19 protein-coding genes and 3 tRNA genes are annotated in these 20270 nt (G+C 41.4%); 11 read left to right on the top strand and 11 right to left on the bottom strand.

Annotated elements, in window-relative coordinates; genetic code table 11:
- Positions 1-220 precede the first annotated feature (220 nt).
- The 4 genes from AXW61_RS07750 to AXW61_RS07735 form a co-directional block, all read right to left on the bottom strand.
- Complete coding sequence (locus tag AXW61_RS07750; protein ID WP_346402028.1) at positions 221-883, bottom strand: hypothetical protein; 663 nt, start codon at positions 881-883, stop codon at positions 221-223.
- A gap of 242 nt (positions 884-1125) precedes the next feature.
- Positions 1126-2061 carry an FAD-binding protein gene (locus AXW61_RS07745; protein WP_062033910.1) on the bottom strand — a complete coding sequence of 312 codons (936 nt, stop codon included), beginning with the start codon at positions 2059-2061 and terminating at the stop codon, positions 1126-1128.
- Between the two features lie 17 nt (positions 2062-2078).
- The gene (locus tag AXW61_RS07740) at positions 2079-2831 is read right to left on the bottom strand and encodes an electron transfer flavoprotein subunit beta/FixA family protein (protein ID WP_005400499.1); all 753 of its coding nucleotides are present in this window, start codon (positions 2829-2831) and stop codon (positions 2079-2081) included.
- A gap of 481 nt (positions 2832-3312) precedes the next feature.
- Positions 3313-3918, bottom strand: coding sequence for a LysE family translocator (locus AXW61_RS07735; protein WP_062033908.1), 606 nt, complete (start codon positions 3916-3918; stop codon positions 3313-3315).
- A gap of 114 nt (positions 3919-4032) precedes the next feature.
- On the opposite strand from AXW61_RS07735, the gene AXW61_RS07730 reads away from it, so the two are divergent.
- Positions 4033-4527 (top strand): Lrp/AsnC family transcriptional regulator, encoded by a 495-nt coding sequence (locus AXW61_RS07730; RefSeq protein WP_004695793.1) that lies wholly within the window; start codon positions 4033-4035, stop codon positions 4525-4527.
- Complete coding sequence (locus tag AXW61_RS07725) at positions 4527-5132, top strand: GNAT family N-acetyltransferase (protein ID WP_062033907.1); 606 nt, start codon at positions 4527-4529, stop codon at positions 5130-5132. The genes AXW61_RS07730 and AXW61_RS07725 overlap by 1 nt, the downstream gene beginning before the upstream one ends.
- Here the strand turns inward: AXW61_RS07725 and AXW61_RS07720 are convergent.
- The 6 genes from AXW61_RS07720 to AXW61_RS07695 all read right to left on the bottom strand — a co-directional run bounded on the left by AXW61_RS07720 (position 5059) and on the right by AXW61_RS07695 (position 10758).
- Positions 5059-5457, bottom strand: a complete 399-nt coding sequence (locus AXW61_RS07720; RefSeq protein ID WP_017397046.1) for a hypothetical protein — start codon at positions 5455-5457, stop codon at positions 5059-5061. The two genes, AXW61_RS07725 and AXW61_RS07720, sit on opposite strands and share 74 nt — an antisense overlap.
- A gap of 339 nt (positions 5458-5796) precedes the next feature.
- Entirely contained in the window at positions 5797-6708 is a 912-nt protein-coding gene (locus AXW61_RS07715) for a tyrosine recombinase XerC (protein WP_062033935.1), read from the bottom strand.
- 153 nt (positions 6709-6861) lie between these two features.
- Positions 6862-7707 (bottom strand): diaminopimelate epimerase, encoded by an 846-nt coding sequence (gene dapF, locus AXW61_RS07710; protein ID WP_062033905.1) that lies wholly within the window; start codon positions 7705-7707, stop codon positions 6862-6864.
- A gap of 6 nt (positions 7708-7713) precedes the next feature.
- Positions 7714-8964 carry a diaminopimelate decarboxylase gene (gene lysA / locus AXW61_RS07705; RefSeq protein ID WP_062033903.1) on the bottom strand — a complete coding sequence of 417 codons (1251 nt, stop codon included), beginning with the start codon at positions 8962-8964 and terminating at the stop codon, positions 7714-7716.
- Between the two features lie 32 nt (positions 8965-8996).
- Entirely contained in the window at positions 8997-9221 is a 225-nt protein-coding gene (locus AXW61_RS07700; protein ID WP_004982578.1) for a hypothetical protein, read from the bottom strand.
- Positions 9222-9354: 133 nt separating this feature from the next.
- Positions 9355-10758: an amino acid permease gene (locus tag AXW61_RS07695; protein WP_004695775.1), complete on the bottom strand. Its 1404-nt coding sequence runs from the start codon at positions 10756-10758 to the stop codon at positions 9355-9357.
- A 331-nt stretch (positions 10759-11089) separates the two neighbouring features.
- On the opposite strand from AXW61_RS07695, the gene AXW61_RS07690 reads away from it, so the two are divergent.
- The 3 genes from AXW61_RS07690 to AXW61_RS07680 all read left to right on the top strand — a co-directional run bounded on the left by AXW61_RS07690 (position 11090) and on the right by AXW61_RS07680 (position 15068).
- On the top strand, positions 11090-12451 hold the full coding sequence (locus AXW61_RS07690; RefSeq protein ID WP_062033900.1) for a sodium:alanine symporter family protein: 1362 nt from the start codon (positions 11090-11092) through the stop codon (positions 12449-12451).
- Between the two features lie 144 nt (positions 12452-12595).
- Positions 12596-13987: a DNA repair protein RadA gene (radA, locus tag AXW61_RS07685; protein ID WP_062033899.1), complete on the top strand. Its 1392-nt coding sequence runs from the start codon at positions 12596-12598 to the stop codon at positions 13985-13987.
- Between the two features lie 118 nt (positions 13988-14105).
- Positions 14106-15068 carry a TIM44-like domain-containing protein gene (locus AXW61_RS07680; protein ID WP_004695769.1) on the top strand — a complete coding sequence of 321 codons (963 nt, stop codon included), beginning with the start codon at positions 14106-14108 and terminating at the stop codon, positions 15066-15068.
- A 488-nt stretch (positions 15069-15556) separates the two neighbouring features.
- Here AXW61_RS07680 and AXW61_RS07675 read toward each other — a convergent pair whose 3' ends face one another.
- Positions 15557-16735, bottom strand: a complete 1179-nt coding sequence (locus AXW61_RS07675; protein ID WP_004982593.1) for a trypsin-like peptidase domain-containing protein — start codon at positions 16733-16735, stop codon at positions 15557-15559.
- Between the two features lie 168 nt (positions 16736-16903).
- Here AXW61_RS07675 and AXW61_RS07670 point away from each other — a divergent pair, with 168 nt between their 5' ends.
- The 6 genes from AXW61_RS07670 to AXW61_RS07645 all read left to right on the top strand — a co-directional run bounded on the left by AXW61_RS07670 (position 16904) and on the right by AXW61_RS07645 (position 20035).
- On the top strand, positions 16904-17662 hold the full coding sequence (locus tag AXW61_RS07670) for a Nif3-like dinuclear metal center hexameric protein (RefSeq protein WP_062033897.1): 759 nt from the start codon (positions 16904-16906) through the stop codon (positions 17660-17662).
- 346 nt (positions 17663-18008) lie between these two features.
- Positions 18009-18629: a superoxide dismutase gene (locus tag AXW61_RS07665; RefSeq protein WP_062033934.1), complete on the top strand. Its 621-nt coding sequence runs from the start codon at positions 18009-18011 to the stop codon at positions 18627-18629.
- A gap of 208 nt (positions 18630-18837) precedes the next feature.
- A complete protein-coding gene (locus AXW61_RS07660) occupies positions 18838-19464 on the top strand; it encodes a superoxide dismutase (RefSeq protein ID WP_010327236.1) in 627 nt (208 codons plus the stop codon).
- Between the two features lie 144 nt (positions 19465-19608).
- A tRNA-Asn gene (locus AXW61_RS07655) sits at positions 19609-19684 on the top strand.
- Between the two features lie 4 nt (positions 19685-19688).
- Positions 19689-19764 (top strand) — tRNA-Asn (locus AXW61_RS07650).
- A gap of 195 nt (positions 19765-19959) precedes the next feature.
- A tRNA-Asn gene (locus tag AXW61_RS07645) sits at positions 19960-20035 on the top strand.
- The last annotated feature ends 235 nt before the right edge of the window (positions 20036-20270 follow it).

The following is a 20270-nucleotide window of genomic DNA, read 5'->3' as shown; positions in this document are numbered from 1 at the left end:
AAAACTGAAATATAGCCGTAAATTATAGCATAAACACTCTGATTTTTGTGTCACGTCACCACAGTTAATCTCGTTAATTTTCTTTAATTTAGGGGTTATTTTTTACACATGTATAGGATGTACATTTACAGCTCCATCACACTCCCTATTAACGTTGCGTAAAATGCAAAAAAGCCCTCATTTTTGAGAGCTTTAAGCCATGTCTTGCCTATCTTTGGACTTACTGATCGATCTCTTGCTTATCGCGCCGCATAATATGAAATGCCACCATAAACAAGCCCAATATTAAAGGAAACTCATATAGCTCCTCCATAAGGTCTTTATAAGCAATCTGATGTAAGAAAATTCCACCATAAATGCGACTGTGTTCAATGCCGTCAGAAATAATCAAACCCAACACCGTGAGCAGCATTGCCCAAGCAGGTATCGCAATGTTCTTCATTTTTGTCACAATCTCATGGCGCAATGGTTTAACCAACAACATAAATACGACTGAACCAATCAAAACTACCGAGATGCCACGAAAATATACTTTTGGGACTTCAGGAAAATAGTCTCTCCCCCAACTGGTGCTACGTCCAAACAAAAGCAACCACCACAGCACACCCCAGATCCAAAAATACTTTTTACCCTCAGGAAGATGCATCGGTTGCATGTAAAAATAGCTAAATACAGCAAATATCAATAAAAGTAACGCTTGAATATTTTCCACGCCACGTACAACAGCACCACCTAAAAGTGGAAACTGCAGATCAGCTAAAAATGGAAAAATTAGACACAGAACAGCAAGGATCAGAACAGACCAAGATACGCGAGTATCAATCAGAAAGATTACAACTTCATACTTAACAAAAAACGTTTTATGTAAGTTAAGCTTAAAAATGGATGGCAAATAGTATCATAAATCTGAATATTCAGATGCACACTCATCTTAAGAAATGCTTAAATTTTCATTATTATTTGCAGAATACAAGGATTTAAAATAACAAAATAAATATCGAGTGATTTTGATTTTTTATAATATTAAAGAACAGCTTTAGCACATAAAAAACGCTCCTGCACATCGCAGTTAAGCATTGCTTAAACTGCTTGCACAAAAGCGTTTTTTTGAAACGTTGTCAGGAACTAGATTTTAGATACTAACTCTGGAACAACGGTATTCAAATCACCTACTAACCAGTAATCTGCTACTGCATTGATTGGTGCTTCTTCGTCTTTGTTGATTGCAACGATCACTTTAGAGTCTTTCATACCTGCCAAGTGCTGGATCGCACCAGAGATACCTACAGCGATATACAGATCAGGCGCAACAATTTTACCTGTTTGACCTACTTGCATGTCGTTTGGAACGAAACCAGCGTCAACCGCAGCACGTGATGCACCTTGAGCAGCGCCCAATTTGTCAGCCAACGGATCAAGCACAGTATGGTAGTTCTCACCTGAACCCACACCACGACCACCTGAAACTACGATACGCGCAGCAGTTAATTCTGGGCGTTCAGATTTCACGATCTCTTCAGCAACAAACTTAGAAATACCAGCATCTTTTGCTTCGCTTACAGCTTCAACCGCAGCAGAACCACCTTCAGCAGCGACAGGGTCAAATGCTGTACCACGTACAGTACCAACAATGATTGCTTCATCAGACTGAACTGTTGCAATCGCGTTACCTGCATAGATTGGACGCTTGAACGTATTTGTAGATTCAACAGCAATGATGTCTGTAATCATGCTGACATCAAGAAGAGCAGCCACACGTGGAAGAATATTCTTACCCGTTGTAGTTGATGCAGCCAATACGTGTTTGAAACCACCTTTAGCAATATCTGCAACCAAAGCTGCAACGTTTTCAGCCAATTGGTTTGCGTAAACTGCGTTGTCAGCAAGTAATACTTTGCTTACACCCGCAACTTTTGCAGCAGCATCAGCAACAGCTTGAGCGCCAGAACCAGCAACTAATACAGTGATATCACCACCGATTTTTTGAGCTGCAGCAACAACGTTTAAAGTTGCACCATTTAGTGCTTTGTTGTCGTGCTCAGCGATAACTAAAATACTCATGATTTTATCCTTCTGTATTAGATCACTTTCGCTTCATTTTTTAGTTTTTCTACAAGTTCGTCTACAGACTTCACTTGTACGCCAGCTTTACGTTCAGCAGGCGCTTCAACTTTAACTGTTTTAAGTTTAGTTGTTGTAGAAACACCAAAATCAGCAGGAGACTTGGTATCCAGCGGTTTTTTACGCGCTTTCATGATGTTTGGAAGAGCAGCATAACGTGGCTCGTTCAAACGTAAGTCAGTGGTGATGATCGCTGGAAGTGCAAGTTCAACAGTTTGTAAACCACCGTCGATTTCACGAGTTACTTGTACTTTGTCGCCATCAACTTTAACTTCAGAAGCAAAAGTACCTTGACCTGCACCTAGAAGCGCACCAAGCATTTGGCCGACTTGGTTAGAGTCATCGTCAATTGCTTGCTTACCAAGAAGAATCAACTGAGGTTGTTCAGCGTCAACAACGCCTTTCAACACTTTCGCAATTTCTAAAGCACCCAGTTGGCTGTCATCAGCTTCAACTAAAATACCGCGGTCAGCACCAAGCGCCATTGCAGAACGGATTTGCTCTTGCGCTTCTTTAGGACCAATAGAAACAACGATGATTTCTGAAACAGTTCCTTTTTCTTTTAAGCGAACCGCTTCTTCCACTGCGATTTCACAGAATGGGTTAATTGACATTTTAACGTTGGTTAAGTCAACACCACTGTTGTCCGGCTTAACGCGAACTTTAACGTTGGCATCAACCACACGTTTTACAGCAACAAGAGCCTTCATGTAATCCTCGGCTGTTTTAGCAAATGTAAATGTTGAGAAAAGTTAGTTTAACTCTTCACTTAAATTTTTTTAGGTGCCCTATCTTGCAATGTGTACGGCATTTCGGTCAAGTCACAATTCACCAAAGAGCTGTAAAAATGCGTAAATTTAGCTGAACGACGCGTTCATACTTTTTTGTACGCACTATATTTGCACAAAATCGCACTCAGATTAAGTTATGATTTTTATTATATTTTTATCTGATTTACATTATTCAAAGATTTGATTTCTTTTCTCTAATATTCACCATCAAATAGATTATTGACTGTCTGTTCACATCTTTATCAGGCTTCACAAATCTGTCATTTAAGATAGATCACACATCCTTAGATTCAAATACTCATTATTCTAGACATACGATGACACAATATTGCTGTTTTATTAACCAATCTAAAAAACTTCCTCAAAAAAAAGCATGCCATTCTGACATGCTTCTCTGAGTTTAATTGGCAATCAGCCATGTCGCGGCCAATGCCAACAGCCCACCTGAAGTGCCATCAATCCATTTTTGCTTACGTTCATCTATTGGGGCCTTCTGTGTCAGTTTTGCAAAAACCAGACTCAAACTACAGTAGACCACAAAAATCATCGCGATAAAGAGTAAAGATAAAATCAAACCTTGACTGACAGTGTTGGCAGATTTATCGATAAATTGCGGCAAGATTGCAAAATAGATAAGCATACCTTTAGGATTTAATAGTGCGGTAAAAAAGCCTTTTTTGATCGGGTTATTTTCCGTTTTTCGGTCTAGTTGCAATTTTTTAGTGCTAAAAACCGACTTTAATAAAGCAAAGGCCAAATACAACAAATATGCAATCCCCAGCCAGCGGATGGTTTCAAACAAAAGCGGGAAAGACACAATAATGGCAGCAATACCCAAAGCCACTAAAATTGAATGTAGTAAATAGCCTGTACATACGCCGATAGTCGCCATCATGCCTGCTTTTGCATCTTTGCCCATAACTTGAGACAGAATAAATAACATATCTGGCCCAGGTGTAAAAATTAGTGGCAGCACGGTCAATGCAAAGAGTACATATACAGACATTTTCTTTCCCCTTTCATCCATTAGAAAGTGAAAATTAGTATGTGCGAAATAATACAAAATTGGCTTTCAATTTATTCTATAATAAAACGTATTTTTCAAATTATATTCTAAGATATGAAACAATCACCAAAGTCTGTGCGCATAAAACTTGACCGTATTGATAAAAATATCATTCGCCACTTACAAGACAATGGCCGTATTCAAAATAATGACTTAGCACGAGAAATCGGTCTATCACCGTCTTCATGCCTAAGACGCGTCAAACTATTAGAAGAAGCAGGTGTTATTCAAAATTATACCACAGTGGTCGATCCACAAAAAATTGGCCTTCAACTGATTCTGTTCTCGCGTATTTGGCTGGTCGGTCAAGATGCCGAAACCATCGACACCTTTATTGAAGCCATGAAAGAGCTCCCTCAAGTTATGGAATGCTACATTATTTTAGGGGAATGCGATGCAATGCTGAAAGTTGTAGTACCTGATTTAGAAAGCTATCGTGAATTCCAATCCACGCATTTGACCAAAAAGAATGGCATTACCAGTGTCAAAACAGACTTGCCAAGTCAAATCATTAAACAAAGTTTCCAACTCCCGCTCGATGAAATCTAATGTCAGCGCATTTCAATTTTGCGATAGAAACGGCGCGTTTACGTCTAAGAGCTTGGCGCGCAGATGACTTTCCTGCATTTGCGCAGTTAAATGCCGATGCTCAAGTGATGCGTTATTTTCCTAGTCCACTCACGCAAACAGAAAGCGATGCCCTTGCGCAAACGTTTCAGCAATTCATCAATCAAAATGGTTGGGGCTTTTGGGCAGTCGAACTGAAGCATAGTCAGGAATTCATTGGGTTTACAGGCTTAGATGCTCAACCTGAGTGCTTTGATTTTTCACCCTGTGTCGAAATTGGTTGGCGATTGGACTCGAAGTTTTGGCATCAGGGTTATGCCACAGAAGCTGCACAGGCTTGTCTATATTTTGCTTTTTCGGTTTTAAAACTGGATGAAGTTGTTGGTTTTACCGCAGTTCAAAATAGGGCTTCTGAAGCGGTAATGAAACGTCTCGGCATGCAACATCGTGGCTATTTTAATCATCCTAAACTCGACCAAAATAGCCCTCTGCTTCGACATACGCTCTATGCCATTAAGCCAACTGACTTTCTAAAAAATCACGATGAATATGACTTAAATCAATCAATTCATATTGTCCAAGATTAAAAATTTTCCAGACTTCAAGAAAGTCGTCTTTTAAATCAATGCTATTTGAGGGCTGTGCAGTCGCTTGCCACTGTAAATCGGAAATCCATAAATAGTATTGCCCAGTCTCTGCATTAAAAGCCTGAACTTTACCTGCTGCATTGACGCCTTGAACAAATGCATTTTCAGGCAGTACAGGTTCAATATTGGCTAAACTAATTTCAACAAAGTGTTTGACCTGACGCAAACCATAGCCCGCAAAAATTTCTTTTTGCGCGGAGCTGAGTTGATCATACTTTGCTTGTATATCTGAAATCATATACTGACCTATTTTCACATTTGTCATCTTCAATATAAGCTTAAATCTACCGTTTCATTAAACTGGAACATTAAGCCCATCCTCTTTTAAGTTTATACTCTATTTTTTGCCGATTTATTATTCTACAAAAGTTCATAATCACACTTTTTCCAACAAAAGTGAGCGATCATTGCTACTTATTGATCAAGTTGATTCAAGCAAGAGTAAGTAAAGCAAGAATAATGCCGAATCTCACAGAGCGCCCTAGCGCTTTCATAGATATCCGCTAATGTGTTTACGCTGTTTGTTCTGACCTTTGGCATTTAACCTAAAACACAGCGCTATAATGCATGCATTATGTGACACTATTTTTAAAGTATGAATGAACTAAGTTTTCACCTTTTGCTGTGCTCGTGGATGTGTCTGATCATACACTTGAGCCAGCCTGTCAAAATCGACATGGGTATAAATTTGGGTGGTACTTAAGTTACTGTGACCTAACATTTCCTGCACTGCACGTAAGTCACCACTGTTTGATAGCATGTGACTAGCAAAACAATGACGGAGTAAATGCGGATGCAGATCAATATTTACACCTGCACGCTGTGCTTGAAACTTAACCCGATTTTCAATCTGGCGCATCCCCAAAGGATTGCCCTTTTGAGTAATAAAAACTTGTGCGTCGGGCACAAAATCACCATTCCACAGCGGATAAATGCTCAGCCATTTCATTACTGCATCTTTGGCTTTAGAACCAAAAGGCACAACCCGAGTTTTATTGCCCTTACCTGTAATACGCAGTAATTGTCGGTTAAAGTCGATATCTTTAATTCTTAAGCCTTGCACTTCCGCTAAGCGTAATCCACTGGCATAAAGCAGCTCTAGCAAAGCTTTGTCTCGATACCACATTTGCTGTTCGACTTCTTTCTCAGGCAAGGCCTGATCCAAAATTTGATTGATGGTTTCAATATCCACTAGACCTGGCAAAGGACGAGGTTTACGTTTAAGCTGAAAGTCATCGGCAGGATTAAAAGCCAAATGTTGCCCCTGCTCAGCCCATTTCATAAACTGACGAATAGAAGATAACATCCGCTGTAAACTACTGGAGCTCAACTGTTGATGTTCAACTTTTTGTGCAATAAATTCGCGTAAATCAGTGGCTTCAACATCACCCAACTCAAGCTTTTTCTGTTCACAAAATAGCAGAAAATCAGACACATCTCGTTCATAAGCCTGCAAAGTATGGGCAGACTGATTTTGTATTTCTCGTTGTTTTAACCACATCGCGAGCAGTTGCATGGGCTCAAAAGTCACAAGTCAGCCTCTATAGTTCTATTAGATGAAAGATTGATTGGCTTTTGCATAGTAGCACTGTCTCAGCTCTTTATATGCCTATTTCATTTTTCATAAAAAAAGCACTGATAAATCAGTGCTTCTTGTTTGACGCTAAACTTAGTTTTGATAGTAACTCAGATCGATACGTCCTTCGTAGACATTTGAGGTTGGTCCCGTCATCCAAACCACATCACCTTCACGCCATTCGATATGTAACTTACCACCTGCCAATTCAATTTCAACAGATGAATCGAGTAAACCACGGCGCATACCTGAAATCGCAGCCGCACAAGCTCCTGTTCCACAGGCCAAGGTTTCGCCTACACCCCGTTCAAACACACGTAAGCGCGCATGCTTTTCATCAATGATTTGCATAAACCCTGCATTTACACGCTGCGGAAAACGCTCATGTGATTCAACCTGAGGTCCTAGACGTGCAACATCAGCTGTAATTACATCAGGAACGATAGTAACTGCATGAGGGTTACCCATATTCACCACATCAATGGTCAATTGCTCATTGTTCGCCAAAGCAATGTCATACAATGCTTCAGGAGCATCCGCAATAAATGGAATTTCCTGTGGCAAGAATTTTGGATAGCCCATATTCACGCGTACCCAGCCATTTTGACCGAGTTCAGGTTCTACAATTCCTGCTTTGGTTTGCACTTTAATCTTTGCCTTTGTAGTGAGCTGACGCTCATGTACAAAGCGTGCAAAGCAGCGCACGCCATTACCACATTGTTCAACTTCAGAACCATCAGCATTGAAAATACGGTATTTGAAGTCGACATTGGGTAAATCAGGTGGCTCAACAATCAACAACTGATCAAAACCGATGCCGAAATGACGATCCGCCAAGCGCTGAATCGTAACAGTATCAAGGAATGCTCTTTGGCTGATTAAATCAACCACCATAAAGTCATTGCCTAGACCATGCATTTTGGTAAATTCTAATAACATCTTGAATTATCCTTCAGGCAATAAACGTTCTTTGTCCCAAAGCGACTCAATGGTTTCACGCTCACGAATCAAATGTGCATTTTCACCATCTACCATCACTTCAGCGGCACGACCGCGACTGTTGTAATTTGAACTCATGACAAAACCATAAGCGCCAGCACCTAATACAGCCAGTATGTCATTTTCTTTGAGTGCAAGCACACGCTCTTTCCCTAAGAAATCACCTGTTTCACAAATCGCACCAACCACATCCCACTCTTTTGCCTCGACATCTGAGCGCGGTGTAACGGGCTGAATATCCATCCATGCTTCATACAGTGCAGGACGAATCAAGTCGTTCATGGCTGCGTCAATAATCGCAAAGTTACGGTGAATAGTCGGTTTGAGTAAATCAACTTTGGTCAGGAGTACCCCTGCATTTGCCGAAATACTACGTCCCGGTTCCATATACACTTTCAAACCCAATTTTTCTAAAGCGGGCTTCATTGCATTGGCATATTCAAAAACGGTAGGCGGCACTTCATCTTTATAGGTCACGCCTAAACCACCACCAATATCGATGTGTTTCAGCTGAATACCCATGGTTTTAAGCTGATCGATCATCACAATCACGCGATCTAGCGCATCCACAAAAGGCTGTGTTTCAGTCAGCTGCGAACCAATATGACAGTCAATCCCAATAATGTCTAAATTCGGCAGCGTTGCAGCATATTGATAAGTTTCAAACACCGTATCAGACGGAATCCCAAATTTATTTTCTTTCAAGCCTGTTGAAATATAAGGATGCGTTTTCGCATCTACATCTGGATTAACGCGTAATGAAATGGGTGCTTTTTTACCGAGCTTCGCTGCAACTTTTTGAATACGATCCAGCTCTGCATGAGACTCTACATTGAAGCATGCAATACCCACTTCTAATGCATTTTGAACATCGATCTCAGTTTTACCTAAACCCGAAAAGACAATTTTAGAAGCATCGCCACCCGCTTTTAGTACACGAGCCAGTTCTCCGCCGGTCACAATATCAAAACCCGCACCGAGCTTCGCAAGGACATTCAATACCGCAATGTTTGAGTTTGACTTGACCGCAAAACAAATTTGATGATCGATAAAGTCAAAAGCACGATCCATCTCTGTAAAGTGTTTTTCAAAAGTCGCTTTTGAATAAACATACAGTGGTGTACCAAATTGCTGCGCAAGCTGTTGCAGCGAGCATTGCTCAGCGTGCAAGACCCCATGATTGCGGGTAAAACTCATGAATGTATCCTTTCTATGAAGCGTTTAAGGTATTAAGGCTGATTGGTTTCAACTGAAGGTGCAGCAAACTCTTGCTTAACGGGCGCTGTATCTTCCTTTTGTGCAGACGGCTTAGATGCTGCGTCTTTATAAAGCAAATATTTCGCTCGCTTGTCGTAGTTTGGATCATTTGGCATATGTAATGTACCAGACTGACCACAACCGACGAATGCAGTACTCATCACCAAGACACTGATGCAGCAAATGACAGAACGCATCTGATCACCTATTTGATATTTTGAAGAAGTATAACCTGATCAACATACATGACCAAACCACTAAGCGCTAAAGATTATAGTGAGTTAAAAAAAAACGCCAGTTAAAGACTGGCGTTTTTTTAAATGGTATCGATTATTTATGTTTCGGTTTGTAGAAACCAAAATAACCAATAATCAAAATGATGAACCAAATCGGACTCACCATTAAAGCTTTCATGGTATCGGCTTCTAGTGATAACACATAGATCACACCAATAAAGAAAACAATCACAAACCAACAGGTAAACAGACCACCCGGTAATTTAAAGGTCGATTTTGCATGTAACTCTGGACGTGTTTTGTAATACACAATGTAGCTCCAGATAATCATAATCCAGACGCAGATAAACAAAATCGTCGACAGTGTGGTTGCCAAAGTAAAGGCTTCAACAGTATTTGGTACAAAGTACTGTAGTGCAGCACCTAACAGTAAACAAATTGCTGAAAAGTACAATGCATTTGCAGGAACAGCACGCTTGTTTAAATGCCCAAATGCTTTTGGCCCTTGATCTTCACGAGACAAACCAAACAACATACGCGACGTTGAAAACACACCACTGTTCATTGATGACATCACAGAAGACAATACTACCAAGTTCATGATGATTGCTGCTGCTGCAATGCCCGCTTGACTAAACAAGTTCACAAAAGGCGAAACCGCCGGATCAATCACGTTCCATGGTGTCACAGACATTACAATCACTAAAGACAGCACATAGAAAACAATGATACGAATTGGAATCGAGTTCACCGCTTTAGGCAAATTCTTTTCTGGGTCTTTGGTTTCAGCAGCCGTGGTACCGACCAGCTCTACACCTACAAAGGCAAAGATCGCAATTTGGAAACCAGCAAGGAAGCCTGTCACGCCTGTTGGGAACATTCCGCCATGTGACCAAAGATGACTAAATGATGCAATTTCACCCGTGGTTGAAGTGAACCCTGTAAAGATCATCCATAAACCAACGGCAATCAACACCACAATGGCAATAATTTTAATCAGTGCAAACCAGAACTCTAGCTCACCAAACAGTTTCACCGTGACCAAGTTCAAGCCCATGATGAACACAATGGCCGCAACACTGATCATCACCCCTTCCCCAGGTGTGAACGGCATCCCTCCATTAAAAAACTGAAGGTAATAAATAATGGCTGATAAGTCCGCGATACCAATCGTGATCCAACATAACCAATAGGTCCAACCAACGAAATAGCCTGCCCACGGCCCAATCAAATCGGTAGAGAAATCGATAAACGATTTGTACTTCAAGTTAGACAGCAGTAATTCGCCAAGCGCGCGCATGACCAAAAACACCATAAAACCAATAATCATGTAAATGATTAAAATAGATGGCCCAGCGAGACTAATCGTCTTCCCCGACCCCATAAATAAACCTGTACCAATCGCACCGCCAATCGCAATGAGTTGTAAATGGCGGTTGGATAAACTCCGTTTTAAATCGCCTTGTTCAGAGGTCGATTCTGTATTTTCTAAACTCATTCTTGATGTCGTCTTTTATTTCCAGTCGCCAAAATTACCCGAAAAGAACAAAAAAATAAAAATAAAATTGTATTAATCTATATTTTCAACATCTTTTGAAAAGTTAATTAATTTTTCTTATATTTAATACAACAAAAGACACGTAAAAGTTCCTGTTGAAAAAATCAGCAAAACACTTGTCAAAAATAAATTTCCGTGTAACAAATACAACAAGACTAAAAATCAATAAAAAATCGTGCAGGAAGCATGACTGTGGCATATCAATTGCTTAATAAAACTCAAAATTTTTCTAGAAATTTCAAGTTTTAAAACATAGAGGACTAAAAGAAAAATGAATACACAAAGTTTACAAACTTTTATGGAAACCATCAGTGGTTGGGTCTGGGGACCCTATATGTTGGTCCTCATTGTCGGAACAGGGATATTCCTCACATTACGCTTGTTCTTCTGGCAAATTCGCATGTTGCCTCTGGCCTTTAAACAAGTATTTGGCAAACATGACCAAGCACATTCTCATGCAGGAGATATCTCGCACTTTGCATCCCTCATGACAGCACTCTCTGCCACCATTGGTACGGGTAATATCGCCGGTGTTGCAACCGCTTGTGTCCTTGGTGGCCCAGGTGCGGTGTTTTGGATGTGGATGACAGCCCTGTTCGGTATGGCAACCAAATATGGGGAAGGCGTACTGGCAGTTAAATACCGAATCAAAAATGAAAAAGGTGAAATGTCTGGCGGTCCAATGTACTACATTGAACGCGGCCTAAAATGGAAGTGGTTGGCACTGATTTTTGCACTATTTGGCACCTTGGCGTCTTTTGGGATTGGCAGTTCAGTACAATCCAACACAGTTGCGCTCGCTGTTGAAAACAGTACGGGAGTTGCGACATGGATCACAGGTATCGTCATTACGGTATTCTCCGCTTTGGTTATTTTAGGCGGGATTAAATCTATTTCTAAAGCCGCTTCTTTCATCGTTCCGATTATGGCGATTGGCTATGTCCTCGGTGGTCTCATTATTATCTTCAACCATCTTGAACTCGTCATGCCTGCACTTGAACTGATTTTCCGTGATGCCTTTACTGGTGAAGCGGTAGCAGGTGGTGCAATTGGTGCAGTCATTCGTTACGGTGTCGCTCGTGGCGTCTTCTCAAATGAAGCTGGTATGGGTTCGGCACCCATTGCTGCAGCTGCTGCAAAAACCGACCACCCTGCGCGTCAAGGCTTAGTCTCAATGACAGGTACGTTTATCGATACCATTATCGTCTGTAGTATCACAGGGATAGTCTTGGTCATGGGCTTTATCATGGCGGGCAATAGTTTTGGTGGCGAAACAGGCGCGGTATTAACCACCCATATTTTTGACCAATTACTGCCGGGTGTAGGGGGCTGGATCGTAACTTTTGGTATTGTGTTCTTCGCGTACTCCACCATTTTAGGTTGGTGCTATTACGGCGAAAAATGCTGTACTTATTTACTCGGTGAAAAGTATGTTCTGCTGTACCGCCTCATTTACATCTCGTCAGTCTTTATTGGTTGCGTAGCATCGCTTGATTTAGTCTGGCTATTTGCCGATACCTTTAATGGTTTAATGGCGGTTCCAAACTTAATTGCCTTGTTATTGCTGTCGACGGTGATTGTGAAAGAGTCACGTGATTTTGTCGAAAAACGTAAATCAGGTGAGTTGTACTAAGGTTATTTTCAAAGCACATTTTTTAAAATCTGCAATACTTAAGCCACCTTCGGGTGGCTTTTTGATTCAGAGCATTCATTTCAAATCCAATCCTCTGTATGCTGTTGAACCATCGAATACTCCAAATAGTGCATCAAATAAAGCATGGCAAAAGCAAAAAGTGTTTACCGCTGTGAACAATGTGGCGCTGACCATTCAAAATGGGCGGGTCAATGTTCTGAATGTGGAGAATGGAATAGTCTAGTTGAAGTCAATATTGCACCAGCAGTCACACATCGTGCGCAGCCCAAAATGGGTGGCGGCTATGCAGGTCAAGCTGCTGCTATTAGCACCTTAAATCAAATTTCAGTTTCACATGAGACTCGATTGGCTACAGGAATTGGTGAGTTTGATCGTGTGCTTGGCGGTGGTCTCGTCACGGGCTCTGTGGTACTGATTGGTGGTGATCCGGGTATCGGGAAATCGACCATTTTATTGCAAACGGCAACGCATATGGCCGCGGCCAACAGTGCGGCATTGTATGTCACAGGTGAAGAATCACTCTCTCAAGTGGCTTTGCGTGCAAATCGTCTTGATCTACCCACAGATAAACTCAAAGTCATGGCAGAAACCTGTGTCGAGCGGATATGTGAAATGCTTGCCCATGAGCGTCCAGCCGTGGCAATTTTAGATTCCATTCAAACCCTATATACCGAAACACTCCAGTCAGCGCCGGGCGGTGTTTCTCAAATTCGTGAGTCCGCAGCTTTACTGACACGTTTTGCTAAAAATAGTGGTACAGCCTTGTTCATTGTCGGACATGTCACCAAAGAAGGTGCACTGGCTGGCCCGCGTGTGCTTGAACATATGGTGGACTGTGTTCTGTACTTTGAAGGTCAGTCCGACTCACGTTATCGGATGATTCGAGCCGTTAAAAACCGTTTTGGTGCAGTCAATGAACTCGGGGTTTTTGGCATGACCGATAAAGGCTTAAGAGAAGTGGCGAATCCTTCAGCCATTTTCCTAAGTCGTTATGATGAAGCAATTGCAGGCTCAATCGTGATGATCAGCCGTGAAGGCACACGTCCTCTGTTGGTTGAGGTTCAAGCTTTGGTTGATGATGCACATGGTCAACCGCGCCGAGTCGCCTTAGGTTTAGAACAAAACCGTTTAAATATGCTCTTGGCGGTAATGCATCGCCATGGTGGCGTGCAAACATCTGGACAAGATGTCTATGTCAACGTTGTCGGTGGTTTAAAAATCACGGAAACAGGCTCTGACTTGGCCGTCCTATTGGCCTGTGCATCGAGTCTGCGGGGTAAAGCGCTGCCACAACAATTGGCTGTTTTTGGTGAAGTAGGACTCTCTGGGGAAATTCGTCCAGTCCCAAATGGGCAGGAACGCTTAAAAGAAGCCATTAAACATGGTTTTAAGTACATTATTCTACCGCGAGGTAACGCACCGCAAAAAGACATTGCTGGGGTGAAGATAATTGCCGTGGCGCGCTTACATGAGGCACTCACTGAAGCCATGAGCTTAAGTGACGAACTCAACTAAGCTAAATTCCATTCATTTGGATTTCTCATAAAATAAACACGTTTTTTATTGAAATTTAGGATGAAAGGCTGCATAAAGGTAGAGTTAAAATTTATTTTTTATAGAGTAGGAAAATTTGATGGAAGTTCGACAGCGTGGTTTGATTGCTGGTTTTTTAACAGCGGCTCTTTTAGTTGCACCCTTAGCCGCAGAAGCTAAACGTGCAGGTGGTGGTAAAAGCCACGGCATGAGCCGTCAAGCTGCACCAACTCAGTCTTATCAACAACCTCGTCAAGCAACTCCAGCTCAACAACCTACCGCGCCTGCTACAGCTCCAGCTAAATCTGGTCCAGGCGTCGGCGGTATGGTTGCGGCTGGTGTAGCGGGTGCTGCAATTGGTGCTGTAGCTGCAAATGCATTGGCAGATGATAACTCTGCTTCTCAAGCGCAAGCACAGGAAGAAAAAGGTGGTATTCCAAGTTGGATTTGGATTCTTCTTGCCGCTGCTGTTGCCTTCTTCATTTTTCGTAAAATGGGCGCAAAAAAAAAAGTAGCACCTAATCCATACGCGCCAAACAATGGTTCAACTCAAGCACCGTTTGGCCAACAAGCTGCACCACGTACATCAAATGACAACAGCAACATTTTTGGTCAGTCTGTAGGTGGTTCAGCTGCTACACCACAAAACAACGCACCTTTTGGCGCTGCATATACCAATAGTGGTAGTCAGCTGCCAGACGGTACAGAACCTGCGGCTTTCTTACGTATTGCTCGTCAACGTTTCAATCATATTCAGTCGATGAACACAGCAAGTAACATTTCTGAAATTCAGCGTTACTTAACACCTGATCTTTACCAATCTATGTATCAAGACATTATGGCGAATCAAGATCAAGATGTAGCTGAGTTTTCAAACCTTAATGCGATGGTTGCGGACTCTGCGACAGAAAATGGTCAATACGTGGTTAGCGTACGTTTTACTGGTACAGTAAGTGAAGATCTCAACAGCTTACCGCAACCTTTTGCTGAAGTTTGGCACTTTGTAAAACCTGCGGGTTCTACCCAAGACTGGCTCGTTGCGGGTATCCAGCAAGAAGCGTAATTTCCAGTTATAAAAAACAGCGACCTCGGTTGCTGTTTTTTTTGTGTCTTATAAATTCTCCTGTCGATTCAACCTAGTCATCAGCGCCTCGCTTAAACAAAAACAGCATTCAAAACGATAACAGCAATGGTTTTTCTAAAAGTTAAGCTCAATATTTCCTAAGTAAAACTTATCATCTATGTTAAATAAGAATCACAGGGAAAGACTGCACAATGCATCCTCAATCACACGCCTTCTTTTAGCTTCGACCTATACCTCCACACGAATAAGTTCATCGTGTTATGAATGCTTGATGCCATTGGGCAATATCTAATAATAAGTGAGCTTTGATGTGCAACTTAAATTGGAACACCATTTACCACTCTCAAGCTTTAAAATACACAGGGTTTTCTATTGATCATGCTCTACATTTAATATTCACACTGTAAATCATCTACTCATAAAAAATGCCTCTATAAAGAGGCATTTTTTATTTACGTTTTTTAGTCTTATTCAGGTAATGGAATAAATTGAGAGTCCTGATTTTGCTCTTTTCTTTCCCCAACAACCACAGCAACATCTAAAGGTTTGCCATCGCGCTCAAGTGAAATCTGAATGGTGCTATTTGGCGGTTGTAAAGCCACAAAATTAATCAAATGTGAGGTTGAAGTAATCACTTCATCATTCACTTTCACAATCTTGTCGCCTTTCTTTAAACCAGCTTTTGCAGCAGGTCCCGTTTTTAACACATCCGCGACAACCACACCTGGCCCTTTAGGCTCTAAGATATTGACTTGTTCAACAGGCAATAAGCTGATACCTAGCCAACCACGTACCACGCGACCGTCTTTAAGAATGGAGTTCAGCACTTGTTGGCAAATTCTTGCAGGAATGGCGAAACCAATGCCTAAAGACCCACCTGACTGAGAGAAAATTGCTGTATTAACCCCAATCAAATTCCCCGCCACATCAATCAAAGCACCGCCAGAATTACCTGGGTTAATCGCAGCATCGGTTTGAATGAAGTCTTCATAAGTATTAATACCTAGGTCAGAGCGTCCTGTAGCAGAGACAATACCTTGCGTAACCGTTTGACCTACACCAAATGGGTTACCAATGGCCAAGACCACATCACCCACTTCGTTGCCACTTAGCTTAAAAGGTAAAACAGGCAGGTTCGCCAGCTCAATTTTAATCACAGCCAAATCGGTATCGGGGTCGGTACCAATCACTTTTGCCACTGCACGACGGCCATCTTGTAATGCCACAACAATTTGATCAGCTTGAGCAATCACATGGTTGTTTGTCAAAATATAACCATCAGGGCGAACTATCACACCTGAACCCAAACTGTTTTCATTTTTATTTTGGCTAAACTGATCTGGAATTTGATTGCCAAAAAATTCACGGAACGCAGGATCATTGAGTAATGGATGGTCAAGTTGTTTGACTTTTTGCGTGGTAAAAATATTCACTACTGCTGGCGCAGCCACTTTCACTGCGGCACTATAAGAAACCACCCCACCGGTACGCGTGGTGTTAATTAAAGGCTCCACCTTTTCAGCAGGCATCTTAATCCCATCCGACGCCACAGGCGCTTTTGGCTTTTGATACTGCTGCCAAGCAAAAAATCCAGCAATGACTAAAATGAGTAATACCCAAGGTAACCAGGAAAAGGTCCTGCGCACGATTTCACCCTCTAAAATGTTTTAATTCATTGATGACTAAGTAATTTATGCCTATTGTAAAGCGAAATTCAAGCCGAAGCACAAAAATAAGCAAGAGTTTTGTCATGCTTTAGTTACAATAAACAATAGGTTCCGATGTAATCAATTTAAAAGAGTTTTTAAGTCGATATGGCAAAATTACAAGACATTATTCAGTGGTGTGATCAAACCCTCAAATCACCTGAGTTTAAGGACTATGCACCGAATGGCCTTCAAATTGAAGGAAAGACCGAAGTGCGTAAAATTTTAGCTGCGGTGACTGCATCGCAAGATGCCATAGATGCCGCGATCCGAGAAAATGCGGATCTTTTACTGGTGCATCATGGATATTTTTGGAAAGGCGAAGCCTACCCCATCACAGGTATGCGCGGTAAACGGATCAAGAGTCTGATTCAAGATGACATTTCTTTGTTGGCATATCACCTCCCCCTCGACAGCCATCCGAGTCTTGGAAATAATGCAGCGATTGCAGATTTGCTCAAACTGGAACGTATTGAGGCACTTGATCCATCTGAGCGTCATCCTATTGGTAATATTGGTTATTTAAACCAGCCTATGCCTATGGAAGACTTTAAAAAGTTTGTATCTGAGAAATTAAAGTTTGATGTCACCCATCTTCCTGCGGACAAGACCATGATTGAAAAAGTCGGTTTTTGTACCGGTGGTGCACAAGATTTTATTGTAAAAGCCGCTGAACAAGGCTGTGATGCCTATATTTCAGGCGAAGTCAGTGAACGTACCTTCTATGAAGCCAAAGAATTAGGCGTACATTATTTTGCTTGCGGACATCATGCGACTGAACGCTATGGCGTGCAGCGATTAGGTCAAGCCATTTCAGAACAATTTGATCTTGAATATGTTTATTTCGAGTTAAATAACCCGATCTAAGCAATCACTGGGATGAAACTCCTTTCATCCCAGTCCTTTCAATGCGCTTACATCGCATGGCATCTGACATCACTTCCATTTCAGCAAATTATTAATTTCTAAAATATTATTCCTAGCCTTTCATCTTTTTAAATCAAAACATAGCATCATTTCAAAAAAACGCTTTGCATCTCATTCTTGTTATACATACTGAACTTCCAACCCAATATGAACAATAAAACTTGCTACCTTCCACCCTAAAATGCAAATAATAAACATATTGATTCTCATTAATGTTTAAGTGGATAATAAAACTGCTTTGAAAAATCCCAATAAAACAATTTTGATGATTAAAGGAATCAAACACATAGCTTATTCTTTACCCACTCTTCCTTATGCCTATGATGCACTCGAACCCAATATTGATGCGAAAACAATGGAAATTCACCACAGTAAACACCATCAAACCTACATCAATAACATTAATGGCGCGATTGCAGGCACAGAATGGGAGAAACTGTCTGTGGAAGATTTGGTTGCCAAAGTCAATGAAGTCCCTACTGATCTTAAAAATATGGTGATCAATAATGCAGGTGGTCATGCCAACCACTCACTGTTTTGGACAGTTATGAGTCCACAAGGTGGTGGGCAACCGACTGGGGCTGTGGCAAAGGCTATTGATGAGCAACTCGGTGGTTTTGATGCTTTTAAAGATGCATTTACCAAAGCAGCGATTAGCCGTTTTGGCAGTGGTTGGGCATGGCTGAGCGTAACACCTGAACACCAGCTGATTGTTGAAAGCAGTGCAAATCAGGATTCACCACTGATGCACGGTCATACCCCTATTCTCGGTTTAGATGTATGGGAACATGCGTATTATCTAAAATACCAAAACCGCCGTCCTGAATATATCAATGCCTTTTATAATGTGGTCGATTGGGATGAAGTAAATCGCCGTTACCATGCTGCGTTGCAGACTAAAAATTAATCACCACCTCAATCCATCTAGAGCTTAGAGTCTTTTAAAATGAATATATTCTGCACAAAAGACTCTAACGATATCTTGTGTATCGTATATGTCTCCTTGCGAAATTTTTTGCATATTTTGTGTATTAAAAGACTGCCCTATTGTCCATAGAATCATTTACAATAAATGCACTTAAAGTAAAACCCAGCAAATCTGCAAGGAATGAAACATGACAACCATTACTTTACCTGCACTTCCATATGGCTACGAAGATCTTGCTCCGCACATCAGCAAAGAAACTTTAGAATTCCACCACGACAAACACCACAATACTTATGTTGTTAACCTAAACAACCTAATCAAGGGTACTGACCTTGAAGGTAAAACTTTAGAAGAAATCATCACAGCTTCTGCTGGTGATGCATCTAAAGCAGGTATCTTCAATAACGCAGCACAAGTTTGGAACCACACATTCTACTGGAACTGTATGGCTAAAAACGGTGGTGGTAAAGCAACAGGTGCTTTAGCTGCTAAAATTGATGAAGCGTTCGGTTCTTACGAAAAATTCGCTGAAGAGTTTGCTGCTGCTGCAACAACTCAATTCGGTTCAGGTTGGGCTTGGTTAGTTGCTGACGAAGTAAATGGCAACCTTTCTATCCTTAAAACTTCAAATGCAGACACTCCACTTGCACACGGTAAAGTTGCAGTGTTAACCATTGACGTTTGGGAACATGCTTACTACATCGACTTCCGTAATGCGCGTCCTGTTTACATCAAAACTTTCCTTGAAAGCCTTGTAAACTGGGATTATGCAAACGCGAAATATGCAGGCCAAGCTGCTGGCGTTGAAAAATAAGATTCGTCTTGTTTAAAAAACCGCTCTTTTTGAGCGGTTTTTTTGTTTTTGCTGTCTAAACGCATATTTATAAAGCAAACAATTCATTTCTCAATATTTTTTGCTTGACCCATTTTCCTTTCCTCCCTAAAATGCGCATCAGATTCTCCAATAGCTCAGTCGGTAGAGCGACGGACTGTTAATCCGCAGGTCCCTGGTTCGAGCCCAGGTTGGAGAGCCACTATTCTTCCATAGCTCAGTCGGTAGAGCGACGGACTGTTAATCCGCAGGTCCCTGGTTCGAGCCCAGGTGGAAGAGCCAAGATTCTAAAAAGCCCAAGCATCGTGACTTGGGCTTTTTTTATCACTCATTGCTTTGATCCACACCCTATACCATTCCGTTATAAAGCTATGACATATCAAATTGTTTATAAAAAAAACATTTAATCTAAAATTCGACTTTTTTTAGCATTGTAACTTGACCGATGTGTAATTTTCTCTATACTGCATTTCAGATTCTCCAATAGCTCAGTCGGTAGAGCGACGGACTGTTAATCCGCAGGTCCCTGGTTCGAGCCCAGGTTGGAGAGCCAAATTTTAAAAAGCCCAAGCATTATGACTTGGGCTTTTTTCTATCTATAAAAATTACATTCACCCATACGTAAAACCTACATCCTAAAATATCTCCAAAGCAGCTTTCCATACAGGCTCTTCTCAGCTTGAATACCCCAAAACGGCGGTGTTTCAAAAAGTATGCTGAAAAAAACAATATGGCTTTTGATAAAATAGAGGTATGAAAATAACGCTACAAATCAAATGTCCTACCTG

Origin of the sequence: Acinetobacter sp. BMW17, from assembly GCF_001592855.1 — a bacterium.
Classification (GTDB): Bacteria; Pseudomonadota; Gammaproteobacteria; order Pseudomonadales; family Moraxellaceae; genus Acinetobacter; species Acinetobacter johnsonii.
Note: the sequence above shows the minus strand (reverse complement) of the source record. Positions and strands in the feature narration are given on the sequence as shown.

Bases quoted from the DNA above. Each gene is read 5' to 3' on its own strand.
- dapF (WP_062033905.1), bottom strand. From the start codon at position 7,707: ATGTTATTAGAATTTACCAAAATGCATGGTCTAGGCAATGACTTTATG.
- AXW61_RS07670 (WP_062033897.1), top strand. From the start codon at position 16,904: ATGGCAAAATTACAAGACATTATTCAGTGGTGTGATCAAACCCTCAAA.
- AXW61_RS07735 (WP_062033908.1), bottom strand. From the start codon at position 3,918: ATGTCTGTATATGTACTCTTTGCATTGACCGTGCTGCCACTAATTTTT.
- AXW61_RS07690 (WP_062033900.1), top strand. From the start codon at position 11,090: ATGAATACACAAAGTTTACAAACTTTTATGGAAACCATCAGTGGTTGG.
- AXW61_RS07745 (WP_062033910.1), bottom strand. From the start codon at position 2,061: ATGAGTATTTTAGTTATCGCTGAGCACGACAACAAAGCACTAAATGGT.
- AXW61_RS07720 (WP_017397046.1), bottom strand. From the start codon at position 5,457: ATGACAAATGTGAAAATAGGTCAGTATATGATTTCAGATATACAAGCA.
- AXW61_RS07660 (WP_010327236.1), top strand. From the start codon at position 18,838: ATGACAACCATTACTTTACCTGCACTTCCATATGGCTACGAAGATCTT.
- AXW61_RS07730 (WP_004695793.1), top strand. From the start codon at position 4,033: ATGAAACAATCACCAAAGTCTGTGCGCATAAAACTTGACCGTATTGAT.
- lysA (WP_062033903.1), bottom strand. From the start codon at position 8,964: ATGAGTTTTACCCGCAATCATGGGGTCTTGCACGCTGAGCAATGCTCG.
- AXW61_RS07725 (WP_062033907.1), top strand. From the start codon at position 4,527: ATGTCAGCGCATTTCAATTTTGCGATAGAAACGGCGCGTTTACGTCTA.
- AXW61_RS07680 (WP_004695769.1), top strand. From the start codon at position 14,106: ATGGAAGTTCGACAGCGTGGTTTGATTGCTGGTTTTTTAACAGCGGCT.
- AXW61_RS07715 (WP_062033935.1), bottom strand. From the start codon at position 6,708: ATGCAACTGCTCGCGATGTGGTTAAAACAACGAGAAATACAAAATCAG.
- radA (WP_062033899.1), top strand. From the start codon at position 12,596: ATGGCAAAAGCAAAAAGTGTTTACCGCTGTGAACAATGTGGCGCTGAC.
- AXW61_RS07700 (WP_004982578.1), bottom strand. From the start codon at position 9,221: ATGCGTTCTGTCATTTGCTGCATCAGTGTCTTGGTGATGAGTACTGCA.
- AXW61_RS07695 (WP_004695775.1), bottom strand. From the start codon at position 10,758: ATGAGTTTAGAAAATACAGAATCGACCTCTGAACAAGGCGATTTAAAA.
- AXW61_RS07740 (WP_005400499.1), bottom strand. From the start codon at position 2,831: ATGAAGGCTCTTGTTGCTGTAAAACGTGTGGTTGATGCCAACGTTAAA.